General features: G+C 56.1%; 15 protein-coding genes and 1 other RNA gene. 7 read left to right on the top strand and 9 right to left on the bottom strand.

The window, feature by feature from the left end; genetic code table 11:
* Positions 1-121 precede the first annotated feature (121 nt).
* The 7 genes from HZB29_14195 to HZB29_14165 all read right to left on the bottom strand — a co-directional run bounded on the left by HZB29_14195 (position 122) and on the right by HZB29_14165 (position 8,908).
* Positions 122-781 (bottom strand): hypothetical protein, encoded by a 660-nt coding sequence (locus tag HZB29_14195; GenBank protein MBI5816748.1) that lies wholly within the window; start codon positions 779-781, stop codon positions 122-124.
* A 226-nt stretch (positions 782-1,007) separates the two neighbouring features.
* Positions 1,008-3,620 carry a DNA mismatch repair protein MutS gene (mutS, locus tag HZB29_14190; protein ID MBI5816747.1) on the bottom strand — a complete coding sequence of 871 codons (2,613 nt, stop codon included), beginning with the start codon at positions 3,618-3,620 and terminating at the stop codon, positions 1,008-1,010.
* 12 nt (positions 3,621-3,632) lie between these two features.
* Positions 3,633-4,124, bottom strand: a complete 492-nt coding sequence (locus HZB29_14185; GenBank protein ID MBI5816746.1) for an HIT domain-containing protein — start codon at positions 4,122-4,124, stop codon at positions 3,633-3,635.
* A 95-nt stretch (positions 4,125-4,219) separates the two neighbouring features.
* Positions 4,220-4,966: a carbonic anhydrase gene (locus HZB29_14180; GenBank protein MBI5816745.1), complete on the bottom strand. Its 747-nt coding sequence runs from the start codon at positions 4,964-4,966 to the stop codon at positions 4,220-4,222.
* A gap of 58 nt (positions 4,967-5,024) precedes the next feature.
* Positions 5,025-5,468, bottom strand: coding sequence for an rRNA maturation RNase YbeY (ybeY, locus tag HZB29_14175; GenBank protein MBI5816744.1), 444 nt, complete (start codon positions 5,466-5,468; stop codon positions 5,025-5,027).
* Positions 5,428-7,914 (bottom strand): HDIG domain-containing protein, encoded by a 2,487-nt coding sequence (locus tag HZB29_14170; GenBank protein ID MBI5816743.1) that lies wholly within the window; start codon positions 7,912-7,914, stop codon positions 5,428-5,430. The genes ybeY and HZB29_14170 overlap by 41 nt, the downstream gene beginning before the upstream one ends.
* Before the next feature lie 13 nt (positions 7,915-7,927).
* Positions 7,928-8,908 carry a PhoH family protein gene (locus HZB29_14165; protein MBI5816742.1) on the bottom strand — a complete coding sequence of 327 codons (981 nt, stop codon included), beginning with the start codon at positions 8,906-8,908 and terminating at the stop codon, positions 7,928-7,930.
* 245 nt (positions 8,909-9,153) lie between these two features.
* Between HZB29_14165 and HZB29_14160 the strand changes: the two genes are divergently transcribed.
* The 3 genes from HZB29_14160 (at position 9,154) to HZB29_14150 (ending at position 14,474) form a co-directional block, all read left to right on the top strand.
* A complete protein-coding gene (locus HZB29_14160) occupies positions 9,154-10,476 on the top strand; it encodes a replication-associated recombination protein A (GenBank protein MBI5816741.1) in 1,323 nt (440 codons plus the stop codon).
* A 107-nt stretch (positions 10,477-10,583) separates the two neighbouring features.
* On the top strand, positions 10,584-13,451 hold the full coding sequence (locus tag HZB29_14155; GenBank protein MBI5816740.1) for a hypothetical protein: 2,868 nt from the start codon (positions 10,584-10,586) through the stop codon (positions 13,449-13,451).
* 123 nt (positions 13,452-13,574) lie between these two features.
* Positions 13,575-14,474 carry an ATP-binding protein gene (locus HZB29_14150; GenBank protein ID MBI5816739.1) on the top strand — a complete coding sequence of 300 codons (900 nt, stop codon included), beginning with the start codon at positions 13,575-13,577 and terminating at the stop codon, positions 14,472-14,474.
* Positions 14,475-14,478: 4 nt separating this feature from the next.
* Here the strand turns inward: HZB29_14150 and glnD are convergent, their stop codons facing one another.
* Together glnD and ubiE are read right to left on the bottom strand one after the other, a co-directional pair.
* Positions 14,479-17,082: a [protein-PII] uridylyltransferase gene (glnD, locus tag HZB29_14145; protein ID MBI5816738.1), complete on the bottom strand. Its 2,604-nt coding sequence runs from the start codon at positions 17,080-17,082 to the stop codon at positions 14,479-14,481.
* On the bottom strand, positions 17,079-17,795 hold the full coding sequence (gene ubiE, locus HZB29_14140; GenBank protein MBI5816737.1) for a bifunctional demethylmenaquinone methyltransferase/2-methoxy-6-polyprenyl-1,4-benzoquinol methylase UbiE: 717 nt from the start codon (positions 17,793-17,795) through the stop codon (positions 17,079-17,081). Before ubiE ends, glnD begins: the two co-directional genes overlap by 4 nt.
* Before the next feature lie 185 nt (positions 17,796-17,980).
* Here ubiE and HZB29_14135 point away from each other — a divergent pair, with 185 nt between their 5' ends.
* The 4 genes from HZB29_14135 to HZB29_14120 all read left to right on the top strand — a co-directional run bounded on the left by HZB29_14135 (position 17,981) and on the right by HZB29_14120 (position 21,600).
* Complete coding sequence (locus tag HZB29_14135) at positions 17,981-18,169, top strand: ribbon-helix-helix domain-containing protein (protein MBI5816736.1); 189 nt, start codon at positions 17,981-17,983, stop codon at positions 18,167-18,169.
* Between the two features lie 419 nt (positions 18,170-18,588).
* Positions 18,589-18,785: non-coding RNA, 6S RNA (gene ssrS, locus HZB29_14130), on the top strand.
* 469 nt (positions 18,786-19,254) lie between these two features.
* Positions 19,255-20,808 carry a ribonuclease Y gene (gene rny / locus HZB29_14125; GenBank protein MBI5816735.1) on the top strand — a complete coding sequence of 518 codons (1,554 nt, stop codon included), beginning with the start codon at positions 19,255-19,257 and terminating at the stop codon, positions 20,806-20,808.
* Positions 20,809-20,811: 3 nt separating this feature from the next.
* The gene (locus HZB29_14120; protein ID MBI5816734.1) at positions 20,812-21,600 is read left to right on the top strand and encodes a TIGR00282 family metallophosphoesterase; all 789 of its coding nucleotides are present in this window, start codon (positions 20,812-20,814) and stop codon (positions 21,598-21,600) included.
* The last annotated feature ends 415 nt before the right edge of the window (positions 21,601-22,015 follow it).

The raw sequence follows: 22,015 nt of genomic DNA, 5'->3' as shown, positions 1-22,015 counted from the left end.
GCCCAGGTTGAGGAAAGTGAGCGGTTATAAACACCTGCCAGAACTGCGTGAGATCATGAAACGGGCTCTGGCGGGGAAGATAATGGTGAAAGCGGCGTGACGGTCATGCCGGGAGTTTCAACTAAAAAAGGGATTGACTCCTTACCTTAGCCATGGAACTTGAGATAATGGCTTTTTCGTCGTGCGCTTGTGTGGCATCAAGCTTTGTTGCAAGAATTTCAATCAAATTGTCACAATCGATCGCATTACTAATTGCATTATTTAGAGTTTCATGACAACTAATATCGTGCTTCATATTCGTCGACGAAAGATAACCCGTAAGAAAAGTGTTGTCTTTTTCTATTTTTTCAATATCTGCAATTCTATTGGGGCGGCTTTTAAAACAACTAATCCTTTCGCTTGTTTGTACGAACCATTTTTTTAGAAAAATATGATTTTGGATTTCTTGCTTTTCTAGTCTTGAAAGCGTCCGGTATGCATATTTAAAATTTCCAAAACCAATCATTGCATACTTGCGAAATGATTCAATACCTAGGGGAATATTAGAAATTTTAGTTTCCTCCACTTTGGGTATTTCGCTAAAAAATAACTCGAAAAAGCCTTTGCTAACTCTATCTTTGTTGCATAATAACAAAAGCTCATTGAATTCATTAAAGTCAATCCGCGTGTCCCATTTTTCTTTAAGAATACCTGCCAATATACTAGCCTCACTATCGTCTATTAAAATCGACGAATCGGTTAATAGCTTAATCCAGCGTTTAAAGTTTTGAAGCTCATCCATGAAAATCTCCCGCTCAGGATATGCCATTCTAATAAGGCCATATAGTCGCTATATATATAGCATTATTATATTTACTTTCAACTCTTTTTTAATGTACAAATCAATCATTTATTGAGGCCTGCAAAATGAATACAATGTCCGCTGTTCAGGAAGCCCGGTTCTGGCACAATTTCTTGGCCATCCACCTATTAAATTCTTTATGCAGGTCTCTTAATGGCAAATCATTTCATCCCCCCGCCTTCTTCTTCAACTCCGCCAGTTTCGTGAGCGCCTCGATGGGGGTCATGGCGTTCACGTCCAGTTTCTTCAGCTCTTCTTCCACCTCGCTTGCGGCGGGGGCGAACATGCTCAGCTGATACAGCGGCCCTCCTTCGGCTTCCTTCGCCTTCAATTTCGGATGGCCGCTCGCGTCAATCTCGTTGGCTTCAAGCTGGGTCAATATCTCACCTGCGCGCTGGATCACTTCCTTTGGAAGGCCCGCAAGGCGCGCCACCTGGATGCCGTAACTTTTGTCCGCCCCTCCCTCGATTATCTTGCGCAGAAAAATAATCTCATCGTTCCATTCCCGCACCGCCACGCTCAAATTCCTGACCCCGGAAAGCGAGTCCGCCAGTTCCGAAAGTTCGTGGTAATGGGTGGCGAAAAGGGTGCGTGCGCCCACATTGTGTATATACTCCGCCACGGCCCAGGCGATTGATATGCCGTCGAACGTGGATGTGCCGCGCCCGATTTCGTCGAGCACGATAAGGCTCCTTGCCGTCGCCCCGTTCAATATCATCGCAGTCTCATTCATCTCCACCATGAAGGTGGACTGCCCCCGTTGCAGATGGTCCTGCGCGCCGACCCTGGTGAATATCCTGTCGCACACGCCGATCTTCGCCGACGCCGCCGGGACGAACGAGCCCATCTGCCCCATCAGGCATATGAGCGCCGCCTGCCGGATGAACGTTGATTTGCCGGCCATGTTCGGCCCGGTGATTATCGAAAGCCTGTTATCGCCACGGTCGAGCAATGCGTCGTTTGGCACGAACCGCTCGTCCAGCCCCGCCCGCTCCAGTATGGGGTGGCGGCCGTCCTTGATCTCTATTATGTCCGCGTCGTCCACCTCCGGCTCGGTGTATCCGTTCCGCCTGGCCACATGCCCCAGCGCCGCCAGAGTGTCCACTTCCCCCGCCACGGCCGCCATTGTCTGCGCCCGGTGGATCTGCTCCACGGTCCTGGCTTTCAGGTCCTCGAAAAGCTCCAGCTCCAGCGATAGCGCCCGCTCCTCCGCGTTCAATATCGCGTCCTCAAGTTCCTTAAGCTTCGGCGATATGAACCGCTCCGCGTTGGAGACGGACTGTTTTCGCATCCAGTCTGATGGAACGTTGTCGGCCAGCCTGCGCGGCGCCTCGATGAAATACCCGAACACCTTGTTGTATTTTATTTTCACATTCGCGATGCCGGAGCGCGCTTTTTCCTCCTCCTCGAGTTTCAAAAGCGTCCGCCGCGAATCGGTCTGAATTGACTTAAGGTCGTCCAGCCTTTCGTTATAACCGTGCTTGATGAACCCGCCGTCCCGCGCCGCCGCCGGAGCGTCGGGCGACATGGCCCGTTCTAAAAGATCGCGCAGGTCGGCAACGTCGTCCCACAGCGCCCGCCAGGCGTCTCCAATTGCGGTGTCCACCCGCCACACCGCCTCCCGCAGCGCCGGAAGTTTTGCCAGCGACTGGCCCAGCGCCAGAAGGTCTCGCGGTGAACATATCGGCAGGGCGACGCGCCCCGCCGTTCTTTCCAGATCGCCCATGCCGGAGAGCGCGAAGCGGGCGGAATCGGCCAGCGCCGTGTCGCTGAAAAACCGGCGCACAGTGGCGTGCCGTTCGCGTATCGCCTCGACGGACAGTAGCGGCTTTAGTATCCACTCCTTGAGTATGCGCCCCCCCATAGGGGTCATCGTGTCGTCCAGCAATCCCAACAACGATCCGCTCCTGCCGCCGTCCATCAGGTTTTTTGTCAGTTCCAGATTCCGCCGCGTGGCCGGGTCCAGGGTCATCAAACCGGTTGGATTGTGGATCACAACGCGGTTGATGCTTTTGACGGCGCCTTTCTGAGTGTCCCGCAGGTAATGCGCCGCCGCGCCGCCAGCCATTATGGCAAGGTCCATCCCCTCCAGCCCAAAACCGTCGAGGCTCAATACCTTTAGCTGTTCAAGCAGCGACTGGCGCGCGGTCTCGTATCCGAATATCCACCCGTCAACCTTGTCCAGCGTTTTGCCGTATGCGGAAAGGGCCTTGAACAGCGGAGGATGCGCCTCGTCCAGATTGTCCGGCACGATTATCTGGCGCGGCTCGATGCGGTCGAGTTCGTTCAAAAAATCGGCCAGCGCCGCTTCCCCGGCAAACTCGCACACCCGCAAAAGCCCGGTGGAAAGATCCGCCGCCGCCAGCCCGAATCCCCGTTTCGAGGGCGCCACGGCGGCGAGGAAATTGTGGGAACGGTCGTCGAGCATGGATGGCTCAACCACCGCGCCGGGGGTGACCACCCGTATCACTTCGCGTTTGACGATTCCCTTGGCAAGCTTCGGGTCCTCCATCTGCTCGCAGATGGCCACCTTGAATCCCTGCTTTATCATCCGGGCAAGGTATGTCTCCACGGCGTGGAACGGCACGCCGCACATGGGGGTCTGGTTCTCCGCCCCCTTGTCCCGCGAGGTGAGGGCTATATTCATGGCCTTGGAAGCCACCACGGCGTCCTCCCCGAACATCTCATAGAAATCGCCCATGCGGAAAAACAGGATGGCGTCCGGATGCTCCTTTTTCATCGCCATGTACTGGCGCATCATCGGCGTCTGGATGGACATTTTACAACTGCCTCATTTGCGCCGGAGCGCGGCGGCGAGGATGCCATATGTCTCGGTCAGGTGCTGGGGGATCACCTTGGTCTGGCCGATGACCGGCATGAAATTGTTGTCCCCGTTCCAGCGCGGCACTATGTGGATATGCAGATGCTCGTCTATCCCCGCTCCGGCCGCCTTCCCCTGGTTTATGCCGACGTTGAATCCGTCCGGTTTCATCGCCTCGTTCAATATCTGCATCCCAAGCCTGGTCAGTTCCGCCGATTCGGCCAGTTCCTCGTCCGTCAGCCCCGTATAGTCGCACATATGGCGGAAAGGGACGATCATCAGGTGCCCGTTGTTATATGGATATATGTTCAGGATAAGGTAGCAGGTATTGCCGCGATGGAGGATGCGGTGGCCCTTGTCGTCGTTGTCCTTGGGCATCTGGCAGAAAACGCACCCCTGCGGCTTCTCGCCCAGGATGTACTCGATGCGCCATGGCGCCCAAAGTGGTTTTTCTTCGCTCATACCGTTTTTTCAATTATACATTTTACCAAGCGCTGTGTTCCCCAAATAAAAAAAGGCGGCCCATCGCAAAGGGCCGCCATTTTCAAAATCCTTGATTAATGCTCCGCGTGGCCTTTGCCGCTCTCCTTGCGCCCCTGTGTCAAAAACCTGGCCTGTTCCGGATGCGGGCCGAGCCATTCGATTTTTCCGCTCTCGATGTCATAGACAGCGCCTATCACCTTAAGCTCCCCCTTTTTCATAAGCTCGGCCACCTCACCGCTCTTTTTCAAAAGGTCCTCGATGGACTGGAACACGTTGGTCTTGATCGCCTCTGCCACCACTTCATCCGTGCTCTTGGCGTCCAGCTTGGCGGCTTTCGCCTTTTTCGCCGCCGGGATTATGTTGTCCACAAGCTTCGGGATGGAGCCGTGAACTTTTTCGCCTTTGACCACCGCCGTCACCGCCCCGCATTTGGTGTGGCCCAGCACCACCACCAGCGGCGATTTCAAATGCCCCGCGCCATACTCGATGGAGCCTATCTCGTCGGTGTCCGCCACGTTGCCCGCGATGCGGACGATGAACAGGTCACCGATACCCTGGTCGAAAATCAGCTCCACCGGCTCGCGCGAATCGGAGCAGGAGAGAATTACGGCGAAGGGATTCTGCCCCTTGGCCACTTCTCCCCTTCTGGCGGCGTCCTGCCGGGGATGGGTGCTTTTGCCGGAAACATACCGGTCGTTACCTTCCTTGAGAAGCATAAGAGCCCCGTCCGGGGATGGCGCGGAATCGGCCCATGCGCCGGTGGCGGCGATGGACATGATGGCAATGGCCAATAGCCCTCTGTTTAACAAAAAGGCCGGCATTTTCTTTATTTTCATAAAATTACCCCTTTGATTTTTTCCATAATGACAATATACGCCCCTATACAGCTTTTTTTTCCAGCGCCGCAAGCAACTGCTTTTCCTTCGCCTTCATCTTTGCGGCTTCCGATCTTCCCTTCTCGTGGTCGTAGCCGGCCAGATGGAGGATTCCGTGGATTAAAAGTATGTCCATCTCCCTTTGCAGGGAGTGCCCCTTTTCATCGGCCTGCCTTTGCGCCGTGTCCACGGATATCACCACGTCACCCAGGACCCCCGGCTCGATATCGCCGAATTCACCTTCCGTCTGGGAGAATGAAAGCACGTCCGTCGGCTTGTCTTTCCCCCTGTATCGCAGGTTGAGCCCCCACATCTCCTTGTCTCCTGTGACAAGGACGCTAAGCTCGGTATTTCCCAGCTCAAGGCTTTCAAGGATCACAGCCGCCGCCCCCCTTAAGGCGCGGGCGTCAGGCCCCTTTTTCGATCGCCGGAGAATCCGTGTCCGCATTGGCCTGCCTCCTGTCCCGCTCCACCGGCATCTCCGGATATCGTATCCGGTGGTGATGGATGGCGGCGAGGACGTGGACGAAGCTGTGGGCGATTTCGGCCAGGTCCTTTAGCGTTAGATGGCTGTTGTCCAACTGTCCTTGGATGAACTTGTCGTTTATCACTTCGGTGACGATGGACTTTAGCGTCCCCGGCGTCGGCTCCGCGCAGGCGCGGGCGGCCGCTTCGATGCTGTCGGCCAGGGCGACTATGGCGGACTCCTTGGAGCTTGGTATCGGCCCGGGATACCGGAAGTCAACTTCCTTCACCTGGTCGCGCGTGCTGTCCTCTGCCTCCTTGGCCTTGGCGTAGAAATAGCGGACAAGCTGCGTGCCGTGGTGCTCCGGTATCATGGCCGCCACCTGTGGCAAAAGCCTGTTCTGGCGCGCCAGCTCCATCCCTTCCTTTATGTGGTTGGTCACGATAAGGGTGCTCATGTATGGCGTGAGCTTGTCGTGGGGATTCACCCCGTCCCGCTGGTTTTCGACGAAGTATTCCGGCATCTTCATCTTGCCGATGTCGTGGAAAAGGGCTCCCGCCCTGGCAAGCAGCGCGTTGGCCCCGATGGTCTTGCATGCCTCCTCCGCCAGGTTGCCCACCATCATGCAATGATGGTATGTGCCCGGCGCCTCCAGGATCATCCTTCGCAAAAGCGGATGGTTCAGGTTCGCTATCTCCAGAAGCTTGATGTCGGAGACCACCGGGAAAACGCTCTCTATCACCGGCAGCCCGCCTGAGACCAGCAGCGAGGCCATAGCCCCGCCCGCCACGGCGAACACAAGGTCGGCCAGCCTGTCGTCCAGGCTAAGCCGCTGGCCCGTCATGTCTATGGCCAGCACGATGATGAAATTGACCATCGCCACCACAAGCCCCGCCTTGAGCACCGAGGCGCGCCTGCTGTATCCCCTCACCTGGTGGGCGCACACAAGCCCCCCCGCGATGGTTAGCAGCGCCAGCGTTGGCATCCCGCGGAACATGATCAAAGTGAAAGCCGCCGCCGCCACCGAGAAAAGCACCGTCAGCTCGGAGGTGAAATAAATGGAGACTATCATCGGGCCGAAGGCCAAAGGAGCCGCCAGCATGTAGGTGGAAAGGTCTATCCTCGGGGTCTGGGGCAGGAACATTGTGAACACCTGCGACGACACCCACAAAATTGCCAGGTGCGAGGCGATAAGCGCCGCCATCATCACCTGCAACCTGGGGTAACCGGCTATGTCCTCGTGGAATTTCTTGAGGAAAAAGGCGGACATGGTCATAAGCAGCAGGTTTACCATCAAAAGGCCGAAGAACGCCTTGAACCTCCCGCGCGACTCCTGGCTTCCCGCCACCGCCGCAAGCTTGTCCACATGGTTCTGCGTGACGCGCTCCCCTTCCCGCACTATCATCTCGCCGCGCTGCAGCCTGTAATACACAGGCTTGGCCTCGCTTGCGGCAAGGTCACGGCGCAGGTCCGTCTCCTTCATGTTGAAATTGACGTTCGGCTGGATTAGTTTCTGGGCCAAGTGGGCCGCCATTTTACGCATGGCCGGACGGCCGGCCACGGGCCTGGCGCCCGCGTCGTCGCGTATGCGTTTGATGGCGCCCGGCATGTCGTAAATGTCGTCAAAGTTATGCATGGTGCGCTCCGAGCCCGAAGAGGTGTCACGCAAGGTGATCCCCTTGACTGATGAAATGGGCATCTGCCCTTTCCGGGCCACTATCCCCTTGGCAAGAGATGGACCGGCCAAAGCCGCGATCTCGTTCCCGATCATCGGCCAATAGTGGTACTGGCGCGCTATTTCCAATTCCTTGTGGTCAAGCTCCACTCCCAGTTTTTCGGCGAACTCTTTTTCCAGCCGCGCAAAGTCCGCCTCTTGCTCAAACCTTGCCATGGCGGACCTGGCGTCCGCATAGCGCTTGTCCCTCGTGGCGCTCCCCATCTTCTTCCGGTCCGCCGCCAGCCGGCCATACTCGTCGTAAACTTCCACCATCGCCATGGCGTCCTGGTACGCCTGCCCGAGCCTGGCGGAGTATGAAGCGGCCATAAAGTCGAACGCGCCTTTGACGCGGTTGGCCACGTTCTTCTCCGCCGCGCCGTCAAAATCATAGACGTCCATCGTGGTCTCGCCGGCCTGCCGGCGGTTTTTCTCGGTGGACTCCTTGTCCTCGATGAGCATGTCCTCCGGCGCCTTGATGTTGTATTGGGCGATGGAGTTGACCGGAGGTATGGTTATGGACGCGCGCCGGCCCGGGGCCATGAGAAGGGAGATGGCGACAGCGGACATAACGGCCAATATGGCCGCGAATACCCCCTTCCTCTTTAGCATGGACTTCCATCGGGAAGTTTCCATCCGTGAGGGAGGCTGCTTTACTCCGCTTTCCTTCTTCTTGAAAGCGTCGATGTTTATTATTTTACCGCTAGGGCTCATCTAATGGTTCCTTTCATTCCCGCGGCGCCCCTTCGGCGGTGCGTCTGCCTCCGCCGTGCTCGTCGTAGGCCTTCAGTATCTTTTTCACAAGCTCGTGGCGCACCACGTCCTTGTCCGTGAAATGGATGAACCGTATCCCCTGCACGTCCTTCAATACGGTCTTCGCGTGCACCAGCCCCGACTGCGCCGACACCGGCAGGTCAATCTGCGTCACATCCCCCGTTATCACCGCTTTGGACGACAGCCCCAGCCGGGTGAGGAACATCTTCATCTGCTCCGGCGTGGAGTTTTGCGCCTCGTCGAGGATTATAAAAGCGTCGTTGAGCGTCCTGCCGCGCATGTACGCCAAAGGGGCTATCTCTATCATCCCCTGCTCGATCATCCTGTTCACCCGCTCCGCCTCCAGCATGTCGAACAAAGCGTCGTGAAGGGGGCGCAGGTATGGATTGATCTTTTCATAAAGGTCGCCAGGCAGGAACCCAAGCCGCTCCCCCGCCTCCACCGCCGGCCGGGTGAGGATTATCCGGCTCACCCTCTTTTTCAGAAGGTCGCACACCGCCGCCGCCATCGCAAGGTATGTCTTGCCGGTCCCCGCCGGGCCTATGGCCAGCACTATGTCAAACCGGTTCATGGCGAACACATACTCTTTCTGGGTGACGGATCGGGGGATGATCTCCTTCCTGCCCGTGGAAAGGTGTATCTTCTCGCTGAAGATGTCCTTTACGCGGATCCCCGGATCGTCATGGAACGCGTGGATAACGAATTTGAGCGCCCCGTTGTTCACCTCCTGGTTGGTCTCGTAAAGCTCCACCATCTGCAGCAGCAGGTTTTCCACCTTTTCGGTGTCTTCCTTGTTCTCCCCGCGGATGCGCACCTTGTCACCCCTAGCGAAGACCTGCACGTTGAAACGTTTTTCGATCCTGCGCAGATTGGCGTCGTTGACACCGGCGAATTCCTGAAAACGGGGAAAGGAGTCTATTACAAGTTCGTGCATCGAATATGTCTAGCCGCGATGGCCTGTAAGTCCGGCTGGGCGGAGAAAGGAAAAGGCTCCCCTCAGGTTGGGGGCTTTTGCGTGAAATATCACCTGTACCGTGAAAGGTTTTTCTAACATAATACCAGAATGATTTTCACCGAATTGCGGCGGCCATGTCAAGGAAGGGTTTAGAATTCGACGAAATTCCGGCTATAGAGTGCAATATTATATTGTTCATATGATTCATAAAGATACATTTTATCATGGACGACGGTCTTTTTAACTTAAATCATCCGGTGGCATCCCATCCTTCGCCCCCAAAACCGCTTGCCGACAGGATGAGGCCGCGAACTCTGGACGAGTACGCCGGGCAGGAAGATGTGATCGGGGCGGGGAGACCTTTGCGGGCCCTTATTGCAGGGGGAAACATACCTTCGATGATCTTCTGGGGGCCTCCCGGTTCCGGCAAGACCACCCTTGCAAGACTTGTGGCGGGGGAGAAAGACTTTCTTTTTATTGAAGTTTCCGCCGTGGCGGCTGGCGTGGCGGAGTTGCGGGACGCCATTTCAAAGGCAAGGAATGAGTGGGGCAAGCGCAAGAGGCGCACCATCCTTTTCATAGACGAGGTCCATCGTTTCAACAAGGCCCAGCAGGACGCCATTCTCCCGAACGTCGAGGCGGGGGAGATTATTGTCATCGGCTCCACCACAGAAAATCCGGCCTTCGAGGTGATCCCGGCGTTGCGCTCCCGTTGCAGGATATTCAGGCTGGGCAGGCTGGACTTTCCGGAGGTGGCCGGGATAATCCGGCGCGCCCTCGCCGATGAGACCATGGGACTTGGCGGCAAAAACCTGAGCGTGCCGGACGAGGCTGTGGAGAGGATCGCCGAAGTCTCCGGGGGTGACGCCCGCGCCGCGTTGAACCTTCTGGAGGCGGCAAGTTTCGCCTCCGGAAATGTGACCCCGGAACTTGTGGACGAGCTTTCCAAGGACACCGCCATCCTGTACGACAAGCAGGGGCAGGAGCATTTCGACCACGCCTCGGCCTTCCAGAAATCGCTTCGCGGCTCCGACCCGGACGCGGCCATATACTGGCTCGCCAAAATGATCGCCGGAGGGGAGGATCCACGCTTTATCGCCCGGCGGCTTATAGTGACCGCGTCGGAGGATGTGGGCCTGGCCGACCCTGTGGCGTTGATGCTGGCCATAGCCGCCGCCGACGCGGTGGACCGGCTTGGCTTGCCCGAGGGGCGCATCCCGCTGGCCCACGCGGTGATATACATAGCCACCGCCCCAAAAAGCAACTCCGCCATCGGAGCCATAGACCATGCATTGGCGGACATAAAAAAAGAGGGCAAAAGCTATCCGGCGCCCGACCATCTTAAGGACACTCATTACAAGGCCGCCAAGGGTATGGGATTCGGCGCGGGTTACAAATACCCTCACGACTTCCCCGGCCATTATGTGGAGCAGGATTATCTGCCCAAGGAGCTTAAGGGGACAAGGTATTACAAACCCTCCACCGGGGGGAGGGAAGGGGCCATAGCGGACAAGATGAAGAAAATGGATCGCGGCGGCAAAAGCTGATGATCATTCCATCGAAAGCGGCTTTTTATTCATTGAACCCGCAATATTCATTTTGTATAGTGTCCTGCGAAAGCAATGGCGCTCTAATTCGAACAACTTTTTAACAAATGATCAAAGTCGCATTAAAAGCAATTCTCATCCTCATCCCGCTCTCTTTTTTCACGTGGGGAATATTCTCGCATAGCGTTGCGGGGGTGGAGTACGAATCCGATCCGGAAATGCGCGGCGATTTCTGGAAAGGGCGCCACGCCGTGGTCATCAACGGCAAATCATCGGCCATCCCCATTCAGTTGCCCGGGGTTCAAGACATTTGGGCTGGCTCGAATCAAAACGAAATAGTGCTTCCCAAGCCGTTTGACGGCGAAACGGTGATGGCAATTTATTTCCTGGACAGCCATGAAAGCGCCCCGCCAACATTGGCCATCTTCGCTGGCAAAGAGCTGGCTGCCACCATTCAGACAAAGCCCGGTTCCGGAAAGGACACCTGGTATAAATACGACCAGTTCTCGGATTCGGCCACCATCACCATTCCCGCATCCCTTATGCGCGGCGCGGAAAACATTAAAATAAAGAACATTTCCGGCTCATGGGTGGCGATAGACAGAATCAGGTTCACCATGCCCACACCTTTATGGAAATGGGGGCTGACCGCCATTGGATGGGCATATTTTCTGTGGTGCGCATTCAAGACGGTCCGCCGCGGCGCCGTGTACGCCGCGCCAACCACCCGCGAATCGTCCTTGCTGGCGGTGACTTACGCGGCTTTCGCCCTTTCCGGTTTCAGCGCCCTGGTTTACCAGGTGTCATGGCAGCGCATGCTCGGCCTGTTCAGCGGATCGGACAGCGTTTCAAGCGCGATCATCGTCGGATCGTTCCTGCTTGGACTTGGCCTTGGCAGTTATGCGGCCTCAAAATTCTCCGATCGGCTGTCAAACAAAGCGGCTTTCCTGATGTTTGCGATGTGCGAAACGCTCATTGCCGCATTCGGCTTTGCCAGCAAGAGCATATTTTATGATTTTCTTTTCGGGCGCATTGTCTCGCTTTCCGGTTCATATCCAATAATATTCCTGATCGTGTTCTCGCTCCTTCTTGCGCCCACATTCATGATGGGTCTTTCCCTGCCATTGCTTTCCAAAGCGGCCGTGAGGGACATGGAATCTGCCCCGTCAAGGATAGGATGGCTTTATGGGGCGAACACTTTGGGGGCCGGCATTGGCGCTTTCGCCGCTGGATTTTATCTGATCGGCACTTTCGGATATGAGGCGGCGATCTGGATAGCCGGAATTGTCAACCTGACCTCCGGGTTTGCGGTGGTGACGATTTCCATCCTCAAGCTTGTGCCTGCAAGCGCGGGCGAGGCCCGTGAAGTTGCGGCGGCGGAAACGCGGTCAATCACCAAAACGGTTCCCGCGGTCCGTGAATGGATTTTCCTGTTTTTCCTGTCCGGATTTATCGCCATATCCCTGGAGGTTGTGTGGCTTCGCATGCTTGGCGCCATGTTCCATTCTTCGGCCTATGGCTTTTCCCTGATCCTTGGAATATTCCTTATTGGCGACGCGGCTGGAATAATCGCCGGGGCGTATATTGTCGGTGGAATAAAAACGCCCAAGTCCCTTTTCATCGAGATACAGGGAGCAGTGGCTCTGTATGCCGTTATCAGCATGCTAAGCATCTATTATCTATACGATAATGATCCTGCTTTCATTTTCCTGAACGAGAATACACGCATGGCCCTGCGGCCGGTCAATCTTGCGGTGATATCCATTATGACCCTGATTGTGGTGTTCCCGCCCGCGGCGCTAATGGGCCTTTCCTTCCCTATTGTCCAAAGCGCCGTGCAAAATGACCGCTCCCTGATAGGAAACAGGGTCGGCATTTTGCAACTGTCCAATATAATGGGAAACGCTTGCGGGAGCATCGGCGCCGGACTGGTGGTCTTCTGGCTGTGGGGCTCGCCCGCGGCCATCAAAATGATATGCCTGCTGGCCTTGTTGTTGATGGCGTCGCTGATATATATGTCATGGCTCCATCCGGTCGGAAGATATATCAAGGCCAGGCGCGCGCTGGTAATGGGGGGAATCGCAGCGGCGGCGCTGGCTTTCCCGAATTTGCGCGATTTCTGGTCGGTGCTTATCACTAGTGACAAGGGGGCTTGCCTCGTCGAGGCCGATCATACCGGCGCAAGCGCCTTGTGCCCGAACCGGAGCGGCGGGAACACGCTTTATACCGGCGGAAAATCCCAGGGATATCTCCCTTTTTCCAGCGATCATGTATTTTATAGCGTGATGGGCCCGCTGATTCATCCTGATCCTGAAAAAGTTCTTGTCATCGGCCTTGGGACCGGCGCCCAAGCGTATACCCTGGGATTAAATCCTGAAACGAAAATCATTGACGTTGTTGAGATAGTTAACCCGGTTTACGGGGTGCTTCGAAAATCCGTCTCGATGGAAAATGGACGTGGGGTCGGTCTTCTTTTCTCCGATCCGCGCTATAACTTCAAAACTGGTGACGGGAGAAGGGCTCTGTTCACCAGCGATGTCAAATACGACATAATACAGACCGATGCGATAGTCCCGGTCGAGGCGAACAGCGGGATGCTGTTTTCCAGGGAATATTTCACGCAGATCAAAAACAAGCTCACCGAAGATGGTATCGCCATCCAATGGCTGCCGACCAAAAGAAGCGCGGACACTTTCATATCGGTGTTCCCAAACGTGGTTCAAATATACGATCTGATGGTGGGGAGCAAGAACCCTGTGAGTTTTGACATGGCAAAGTTGATAAGCGCCGTTGAGCAAGGGGACGTCCGCGGCTATCTTGAAAAAGGAGGCGTAAATATAAATGAGTTGCTGATAATGCTCAAGAACTCGCCCGTGAACATCTATGACGAAAAAAGCCGGCACCAGATACCCAGTGTGAACACAGATATGTTTCCCAAGGATGAATTTTACATGAACACTCCATACCGCGGCTGACACGGGCTTGTCCTGGATTTAGTGTCGCGTCCTCAAGATTGCGCGGACGCGAACATGACAAACCCACCTTATTTGATTTACAATCGCTTAAGACGAAGCATGTTCAACGAAACGGCGCGGTAAATGGTTGTTTCAAAGACGAAGGTGTTGATTATCGAAGGCAACGCGGGCCTTCGCTATGAATTAAAACGCGTATTCGCCCAGCGCGGCCATTCCGTCACCCTGTTCTCCCGGGCCGCAAAAGGGCTTGAGAAAATGCGCTCCGGGTATTATGACCTGGTGATCGCCAGGATCGGAGAGGAACCGGCCGGGTTGAGCCTGCTGGCCGAAGGCAAAAAACTTCTCCCTGATTCCATTTTCATCATCATGGCCGGGCAGGTGACAAGCGTGGGCGCCGTGAAGACCCTGCGGGCCGGGGCGGCGGACCTTTTGCTGGAACCGTTCACCGCCGAAGAAGTTGCCCATGCGGCGGACATCGCCCTGGCCCCACGCAAAGACCAGATAACGGCCCGCAAAATGTACTGCTGCCTTGAAAAAGAAGAGAGGGTGTTCGTCTTCCCATCGGAAGAATCGTCCATCGGCCCCGCTGTGGACCTGCTGGTGGAAAACCTGGCGCGGGCGGGCGTATGTTCGCAGCTTGAGTCCAGGCTTGTGGCAATCGCGCTCACGGAGGCCGTTGCAAACGCCATTTACCACGGCAATCTGGCCATCAGCCCACACAAGAAAGTGGAGATGAGCGGCGACGAGTTTAAAAAAGAGGTCCGCAAACGCCTGAAAAATCCAGCGTACCGTGGCCGCAAGGTGCGGGTGAAATATGTTCTTTCGCCCGAAGGGGTGAAGTATGTGATAAGCGACGACGGCGACGGATTCAATACCAGCGAGTGGCTGTTGCCGGAAAATGAGTCCACCCGCCACACATCCGGCGGCCGGGGGCTTATGCTGCTTCGCCGCCTGATGGACGAGGTTTATTATAACGATAAAGGGAACGAAGTGACGCTGGTGAAGAGGATGGGAAAGAAGTAGTCCCTCACCCCTGTCCCATCGGGTTTTGAATCGCATGGAGGAGCGCCGCCTCCAGCGCGCGCTGTTCCTCCACGCTTTCCAGCTTGCTCCCCTCCGCGGTGGTCACATAGAAAACGTTTATCGCCGTGGGGCCTTCGGTGCTTATCTTGGCCGATGTGATGTCCAGGTTGCGATGGGCGAAGGTGCGGGTGACGTCGTACAAAAGCCCGATCCGGTCGGGCGCCCATATCTCCACAACGGAGTTTGTCTCCGACAGATGGTTCAGTATCTCCACCTGCGGCTCCCCCACCGCCTGCCCCGCCAGGTCCTCCTGCTTGACATAGCGTTTGCGGCGGGCCACAAGTTCCTCGATGTCCTTCTTGCCGTCCAGAAGTTCGCCAAGCTCCGTCTCCAGCCTTTTGAGCGAAGGGGGATCGGAGAATATCCCCAGGTTACCCCCCACGGTAATGGTATCCAGCGCGGTATGCCCCGCCAGCGTGTGGATCTGGGCGTCCACGATGCTGATGTTCTTTGCGGCGAACGCTCCGGAGATAATAGAGAAAAATCCGATCCGCTCCTTGGCCGCCAAAGTGAGCTTTCCGGACTGGTCCCCGGGATTCATGGCATAGCGTAGCGCCACCCGGTTTGTCTTGAGCCGGTCCACCTGGCGGATGTCCATGGCCACCATCTGCGGGTCGGCGTTTTTCACATACCGCTCCGGCGCCATGGAAAGGAACTCGCGCACGGAGCCTTCCATGGAGACCGAGCCCAGTTCCACCGCCGCCAGCTTGGTAAGGGCGGCAATCTGCTCTTCATCGGAAAGAAATATGGCCTCCCCTTCTATATAGTATTTCTCCGCCCTGTTATAAAGCTCGCTAAGAAGCTGGTCCTTCCAGTCGTTCCACACTTCCGGCCCCACGGCGGCGATGTCGGCGTATGTGAGAAGATACAGCCTTCGCAACGCGATCCTGTCCCCCACTTCATTGCAGAAATGCCGCAACGTGGCCGGGACGGAAAAATCGCGCCGCTGGGCGGTGACGCTCATCAGCAGATGGCGGTTCACCAGAAACCGGACCGGCTCGACGAACCTTTCCAGCCCCAACCTTGTCAATATCCGCTCGCTGCGGGTGTCGTCCTCCACGGCGTGGTGGTCTTCCGCCCTTTTGCCAAGGTCGTGCAGCAGAAGGGCCAGCTTTGTTATCTCGATATTGCGCTTGGCCCGGTATATCTCCTTCATCTGCGGCGCCACAGGGGCCACGCCGGGGATTTCCTCGAACTTGCGCAGGGCGTTAATTGTGTGCTCGTCGGTTGAAAACCTGTGGAACATGTCAAACTGCGAAAGCCCTGTGATGTCCGCAAACTCCGGGATGAACCGGATCAGAATCCCCGCTTCGTGAAAAACTCCCAGCGCGACGGAGCCGTTTTTAAGTTTGAGTATGGACGCGAGCAATTCCCCGGCGGCGGGGCCGGTGAACCACTCGTCAGGGGCTGTGTGCGCAAGCTTTCTCAACCCCCTCACAAGGTTTGGCGCCGGCTCCAGCCCTTCGTCGGACAATCTTCGGGCGATCTTTAATAGTATGCCGCCGTCCGGCCCGTATTCGGCCGGCGGAAACGCGTTGACATGCAGTTTCCCTTCGCTGGCGAATAGCCCGTCCGCGTCTATGCGTATCCGGGGGCCCCAGAAAAGCCTTTTGCGCTTGTATTCTTCCGCGACGGACAGCATCTCCACCGTGAATCGGTCAATCACGGTGGCGGCGTTGAAATACTTTTTCATGAGGGCCGCCGCCGCCACGTTGTCCGATCCCTCAAATCCTTCCATCCGCGCTATGTCCGGCTGCAACGCCTGCACAAGGGTGTCGCTTGCCTTATTGGAGCGCCAGTGAAGCGTATTGCGAAGCCGTAAAAGAGTGGAGTACGCTTCGTTCACCGGCGCGGCCTCTTCCCGGTCCATCAGTCCACGGGAGGCGAGTTCATCTATCCCCTTCACCTCCAGCTTGGCCTGTATGACCCACAGCGCGGTGTTGAAATCGCGCAGGCCGCCACGGCTCTCTTTTATGTTCGGCTCCGTCAGTTTCACCGCCCGGCCGAATGTGGCGTGGCGCTTGGCCATCTCGTCCATCTTCGCCTTGATAAAATCGTGCGGACGGTAATGGATGACGTCGCGGGCGTACTTTTTCCTGAACTCGTCGTACAGGTCCCGGTCTCCGGCGAGAAAGCGGCACTCGATCATGGAGGTGCGGGAAATGATGTCCGCCAGCCCCATGGAAATCGTGTCGGCCACAGATCTGGCGGAATGCCCGACCTTCAGCCCAAGGTCCCACAGCCGCGCCAGCATTCCATGAGGCGGCTTGGCCGATCCGCTTTTTGGCCGGCTGTCGCGCAGGAGAAATAGAAGGTCCACGTCCGAAAAGGGGTTCATCACCCCCCTGCCGTATCCGCCCAGGGCCACCAGGGCGCCGTCGAACCCTTCTTTTTCCGCTTCGAACAGACCGATGATAACTTCGTCCACTATCGAGGCCAGCGACTGGCAAACGGTGACGCCATCGGCGCCCTTTTCATGCTCGGCGCGGACCACCGCCCGCTTCTCTTCTATGACCTGCCTTAAGGCCCCTGTCTGCTCCGCCGTCACTTCTTGACCCCGGTGTAGATTCCGCAGATCCCGAAGGTGAGCGGAATGAATTTGCCCTCGGCTATACCGAGCGCTTCGAGCTTTTTCAAAAGTTCACCGGGGGCCGGGAATTTATATACCGAGTCGGGAAGGTATTCATACGCCGATTTCCTGCCGGAAAGAATCCCCCCGATGAAAGGGAGTACGCGCGTGAAATAGAACCTGTATATGGCGGCGAACAACCTGTTGTCCGGCGTGGTGAATTCCAGTATGGCGATCCTGCCTCCATGCTTGATGACGCGGACCATCTGGGCAAGGCCCCGGTCCAGATCGGCGAAATTGCGGACGCCAAAGGCGCACGTGACGCCGTCGAACCTGCAGTCCTGGTATGACAGATCGAGCGCATCGGCGAATTCAAGGTTCACCCTGCCGTCAAGGCCGAGGGATTTCACTTTTTCGCGCCCGATTTTAATCATGTTTTCGGAGAAGTCGCCGCCGGTCACCTTCGCGGAGCCATCCCCGCCATTGGCCATGGCTATGGACAGGTCCCCCGTGCCGCAAGCCAGGTCAAGAAACTCTCCGCCATGAAAGCCGCCGAAACACTCCACGGTTTTTTTCCGCCATTGAATGTCTATCCCGAAAGAAAGGAGGTGGTTTAAAAGATCATATCTGTGCGCGATGGCGGAAAACATCTCACGGACAGCTTCGGCCTTGGACTCAACAGCGTTTTTCATCGGGACATTATCGCATAATTGCACGCCGCAACGGCATACAGGCAGTTTGCTTTTAGCTCCTGGCGGACAAATTAGGGGGGTCTAAAATAATCTTTCAAAAAATGCTTGACTACTTGGCGTTTTCTGTCAAAATATTTATAAATTGAATGGAATGATTATATTTATCTCTATTTAACATAGCAATAATGACCAGCAAGGCTACGGATCACGAAAAGAAAGTGCCGGTGACTACTCATTTGTATCAGCGGCAGATAGACCAGCTCAACCAGGTGGCCAAGGAACTTCAGGTCACCAAGGCTGTCCTCTTCCGGGAGGCGATAGAGCAGCTTCTTAAGCGGTACGAAGAAAAGCAGTTGGACATCGGTATTAAATAAGTCATTCGTTGCGGGAGTAATCCTGCGGCAGAGTTGATCTTTGGTGATGAAAGGGCTTTAAGCGTGGACAATAGGCGCTTTAAAACTGGCCGCGATGGGAAAGTTGCGGGCAGATATTTCATTTCCAGGGACTTTTGTTTGGCATCTGCTTGGATTTTTAGCCGGACCAAGACCACCACTGTACTGACCACCACCACCAACTTGAGGCCGCTTTACGGCGGTCTCCAAGAACCACCACTTTGAACGGCTAGATCCAAGTTATAGCCTCTCTCCCCGGGAGGCGAATGATGTGAGCCGGTTCGCGCCGTTAAAAAGCGCGGGCCGGCTCTTTTGCTATTGTACGGAGCCATAAAGTATGATATATAAACAATTGAGAAAAGACGCTTTCCTGATCGGCGGGGAGCGATGTGATATGGGGAATTCCCCTGCCGCGTTCGATCTTGGTTGGAATTTTTGAGCCAACACTCAAAAAACGGGAGCTTTCTTGATCCGCGAGTTGCGCAGATCCGGTTTGCGCCTTGTGGCGAGGGCCGGAAAGCCTGAAAGTGGATTCGAAGGCGCCCACCTGGTAAACCAGGTTCAAAAGTACAGCCAAACGGCGTAGTGCGGGGGTGTTCCTCTTTCGTTTATGGTCAGAGTCGGCTTGTGGGTTAAGCCGGGGTATATATATCGCAGGGTAATGGGACCGGGTTGATGGACATTCTATTTTTCTGTTTGGCCGCCGTCGTGGTTTTTACCGGCGCGCCGCTCCTATCTTTGTCCACGCCCCTTCCTTCTTCAGCGCGCAAATCAGCCATCCTTCCTGGTTCGCCTTTGAGGCGGACGGACGGGGTGGTGACTTATCATTCTTTCCGGGTGTTCTCGTGGGGCGCGGTTTCGTCCCTTTTCCCGCCCGGATTGCGCGCTGCCTTTCGCCTGGCATCGGGTATGACACCCGGTTTCACAGGCGTTAATTAGGCACACCCTGCCTTAATAATCCCCCGCCAACCTTCAGGACGGCCCTGCCGTAGAAGAACTTCGTCCGTCCGGCTTTTTTTAGCCCGCGGGCGGTATTGATTTACCTATTAACAGGAGAGACGGGATATATGGAAATTGCAGTTTATATCCTCGTGACGGCCGCGGCCGCATTCGCCGCAGGCTTTATGGCCCGCCAGGTGTCCGGCGGGAAAAAGTCCCAAGAGTTGATGACGGAGGCCAATCAGGCGCTGGCCCATGCCAAAAAAGAGGCTGAGACCATCCACAAAGAGGCCCAGCTGGAAGCAAAAGAGATCATGCTAAAGTCCCAGGTGGAGTTCGAGCACAAGATCACCGAACGCAAGACAGAGATGGAAGCGCTTGAAAAGCGGCTTCTCAACCGCGAAAAGATTCTGGACAAGAAAATCGAGCAGGTTGACAGGCAGGAGCGCGACCTTTCAAAAAAAGAAGTGCGTGTGTCCGAGATTGAAAAGAAGGTGTCGGAAAAGGAACAGGAATATAACCGCATCATTGACGATCAGATAACCAAACTGCAGGAAGTGGCCGCCATGTCCGTTGACGAGGCCAAGGTGGAGCTAAAGGAGCGGTTCGCCGAGGAATCGCGGCTGGAATCGGCGGTCATCATCAAGAAAATCGAGGAACAGGCAAAGGCCGAAGGGCAGGAGAGGGCCAGCAAGATCATCGCCCAGGCGATCCAGCGCTACTCCTCCGATTATGTGGCGGAGAACACCGTTTCGGTGGTGGACCTGCCTTCCGACGAAATGAAAGGGCGCATCATCGGCCGCGAAGGGCGTAACATCCGCGCGCTGGAAGTGGCCACCGGGGTGGACCTGATCATTGACGACACTCCAAACGCGGTGATCCTTTCATGCTTTGACCCGGTTAAAAGGGAAGTGGCCAGGCAGTCTTTGGCCCGGCTTATCCACGACGGGCGCATCCATCCGGGAAGGATAGAGGACACCGTCGAAAAAGTGACCAAGGAAGTGAACAACCAGATGCGCGAAGAGGGGGAGAAGGCCGTCTTCGAGCTGGGGCTGGACGGCATCCACCAGGAAATCATAAAGATACTGGGAAGGCTGAAGTACCGCACAAGTTATTCGCAGAACGTGCTTCGCCATTCCATCGAGGTCGGATATCTGTCCGGGATCATGGCCGCCGAGCTTGGGCAAAACGTGAAGCTGGCCAAGCGCGCCGGTTTGCTGCACGACCTTGGAAAGGCGCTCGACCACAACATGGAAGGAACGCACACCCAGATCGGAGCCGACGTGGCCAGAAGGTACAACGAACCGAAGGTGGTGCTAAACGCCATAGCCAGCCATCACGAGGACGTGCCGGCCGAATCGGTGATCGCCGTGCTGGTGGCCGCCGCGGACGCTCTTTCCGCATCCCGCCCCGGAGCGCGGCGCGAGATGCTGGAAAGCTATATCAAGCGGATGCAGAAGCTTGAGGAAATCGGCAACTCCTTTAACGGGGTGGACAGGACATACGCCATACAGGCCGGGCGCGAAGTGCGCGTGGTGGTCAAGCCCGACGCGATCAAGGACAGCGAGGCTTTCTTCCTGGCCAAGGACATCGCCAAGAAGATCGAGGCGGAGCTGGCGTATCCGGGCGAAATACGGGTCACCGTGATCCGCGAGACCCGCGTGACCGACTTCGCCAGGTAACGGATGAAGATACTTGTAGTCGGCGACATCTTCGGCAAAGTGGGACGGCGCATCCTTAAAACGAGCCTTGGAAACCTTTCGGCTATGACGAAGGCCGATTTCGTCATAGCCAACGCCGAGAATCTTGCTGGGGGGTTCGGGTTCACCCGGGAAATCCTGCCGGAAGTGTTTTCGGCGGGGGTGGACGCGGTGACCACCGGCAACCACGTGTGGGACAAGAAAGAAGCGCTGGACATCGTGAAGATGGACAGCCGTGTGCTTCGCCCGGCCAACTATCCCCCCACCGCCCCGGGGCGCGGATCGGCGGTGTTCACCACGAAAAGCGGCGCCAAACTTGGCGTATTAAACCTGATGGGACGGGTCTATATGGACGCGCTGGACTGCCCGTTCCGCCGGGCCGACGAGGAGCTTGAGAAGCTGAGGAAAGAGACGAACCTTATCATCGTGGACATGCACGCGGAGGCCACCTCCGAGAAAATGGCGATGGGGTATTATCTGGACGGGCGGGTTTCCGCCGTGCTGGGCACCCACACCCATGTGCAGACCGCCGACGAAAAACTTCTGCCCCGCGGCACGGCCTATATATCCGACGTGGGGATGACCGGCCCGTCACACTCCATCATCGGCGTGCGGGTGGACATCATTCTGAAACGTTTCCTTCAAAAACTCCCGGAGAAGTTCGAAGAAGCCCACGGCCCCGGCCAGTTGAACGCTGTGATCCTGGAGATAGACGACACGACGGGACTTGCGAAGGGGATAAAGAGAATACAGACGGAGGATGGGGCGGTGTGAGTCTGAGATGATTTCTCGCATGTCATGCCGGACTTGATCCGGCATCCGGACTTTTCTTGGTTGGAAGACGAGGCCCTGATCCCGGATAGCCGAAACGGCTTCCGGGATGACAGAGATTGACACCGATTCAAACGCTGTGGTCGTGCTGAATCATTTCGCTAAAATCACGCCAAAATGCGACTGCTGAGTCGATGTACATAACAATGTCTTGCTTGGTGATATATATACCATCCCCAGATGCCGATCGTTCTATAAAGTTTGCCTGAGGTGTAATAACAGAGTCAATCCCTTTTTTAGTTGAAACTCCCGGCATGACCGTCACGCCGCTTTCACCATTATCTTCCCCGCCAGAGCCCGTTTCATGATCTCACGCAGTTCTGGCAGGTGTTTATAACCGCTCACTTTCCTCAACCTG

Source organism: Nitrospinota bacterium, from assembly GCA_016235255.1.
Taxonomy (GTDB): Bacteria; Nitrospinota_A; UBA7883; order UBA7883; family JACRLM01; genus JACRLM01.
This window is presented reverse-complemented; position numbering and strand designations above follow the sequence as displayed.

Coding starts and splice junctions, on each gene's coding strand:
- HZB29_14195 (MBI5816748.1), bottom strand. CDS start 781: ATGGATGAGCTTCAAAACTTTAAACGCTGGATTAAGCTATTAACCGAT.
- mutS (MBI5816747.1), bottom strand. CDS start 3,620: ATGTCCATCCAGACGCCGATGATGCGCCAGTACATGGCGATGAAAAAG.
- HZB29_14185 (MBI5816746.1), bottom strand. CDS start 4,124: ATGAGCGAAGAAAAACCACTTTGGGCGCCATGGCGCATCGAGTACATC.
- HZB29_14180 (MBI5816745.1), bottom strand. CDS start 4,966: ATGCCGGCCTTTTTGTTAAACAGAGGGCTATTGGCCATTGCCATCATG.
- ybeY (MBI5816744.1), bottom strand. CDS start 5,468: ATGCGGACACGGATTCTCCGGCGATCGAAAAAGGGGCCTGACGCCCGC.
- HZB29_14170 (MBI5816743.1), bottom strand. CDS start 7,914: ATGAGCCCTAGCGGTAAAATAATAAACATCGACGCTTTCAAGAAGAAG.
- HZB29_14165 (MBI5816742.1), bottom strand. CDS start 8,908: ATGCACGAACTTGTAATAGACTCCTTTCCCCGTTTTCAGGAATTCGCC.
- HZB29_14160 (MBI5816741.1), top strand. CDS start 9,154: ATGGACGACGGTCTTTTTAACTTAAATCATCCGGTGGCATCCCATCCT.
- HZB29_14155 (MBI5816740.1), top strand. CDS start 10,584: ATGATCAAAGTCGCATTAAAAGCAATTCTCATCCTCATCCCGCTCTCT.
- HZB29_14150 (MBI5816739.1), top strand. CDS start 13,575: ATGGTTGTTTCAAAGACGAAGGTGTTGATTATCGAAGGCAACGCGGGC.
- ubiE (MBI5816737.1), bottom strand. CDS start 17,795: ATGAAAAACGCTGTTGAGTCCAAGGCCGAAGCTGTCCGTGAGATGTTT.
- HZB29_14135 (MBI5816736.1), top strand. CDS start 17,981: ATGACCAGCAAGGCTACGGATCACGAAAAGAAAGTGCCGGTGACTACT.
- rny (MBI5816735.1), top strand. CDS start 19,255: ATGGAAATTGCAGTTTATATCCTCGTGACGGCCGCGGCCGCATTCGCC.
- HZB29_14120 (MBI5816734.1), top strand. CDS start 20,812: ATGAAGATACTTGTAGTCGGCGACATCTTCGGCAAAGTGGGACGGCGC.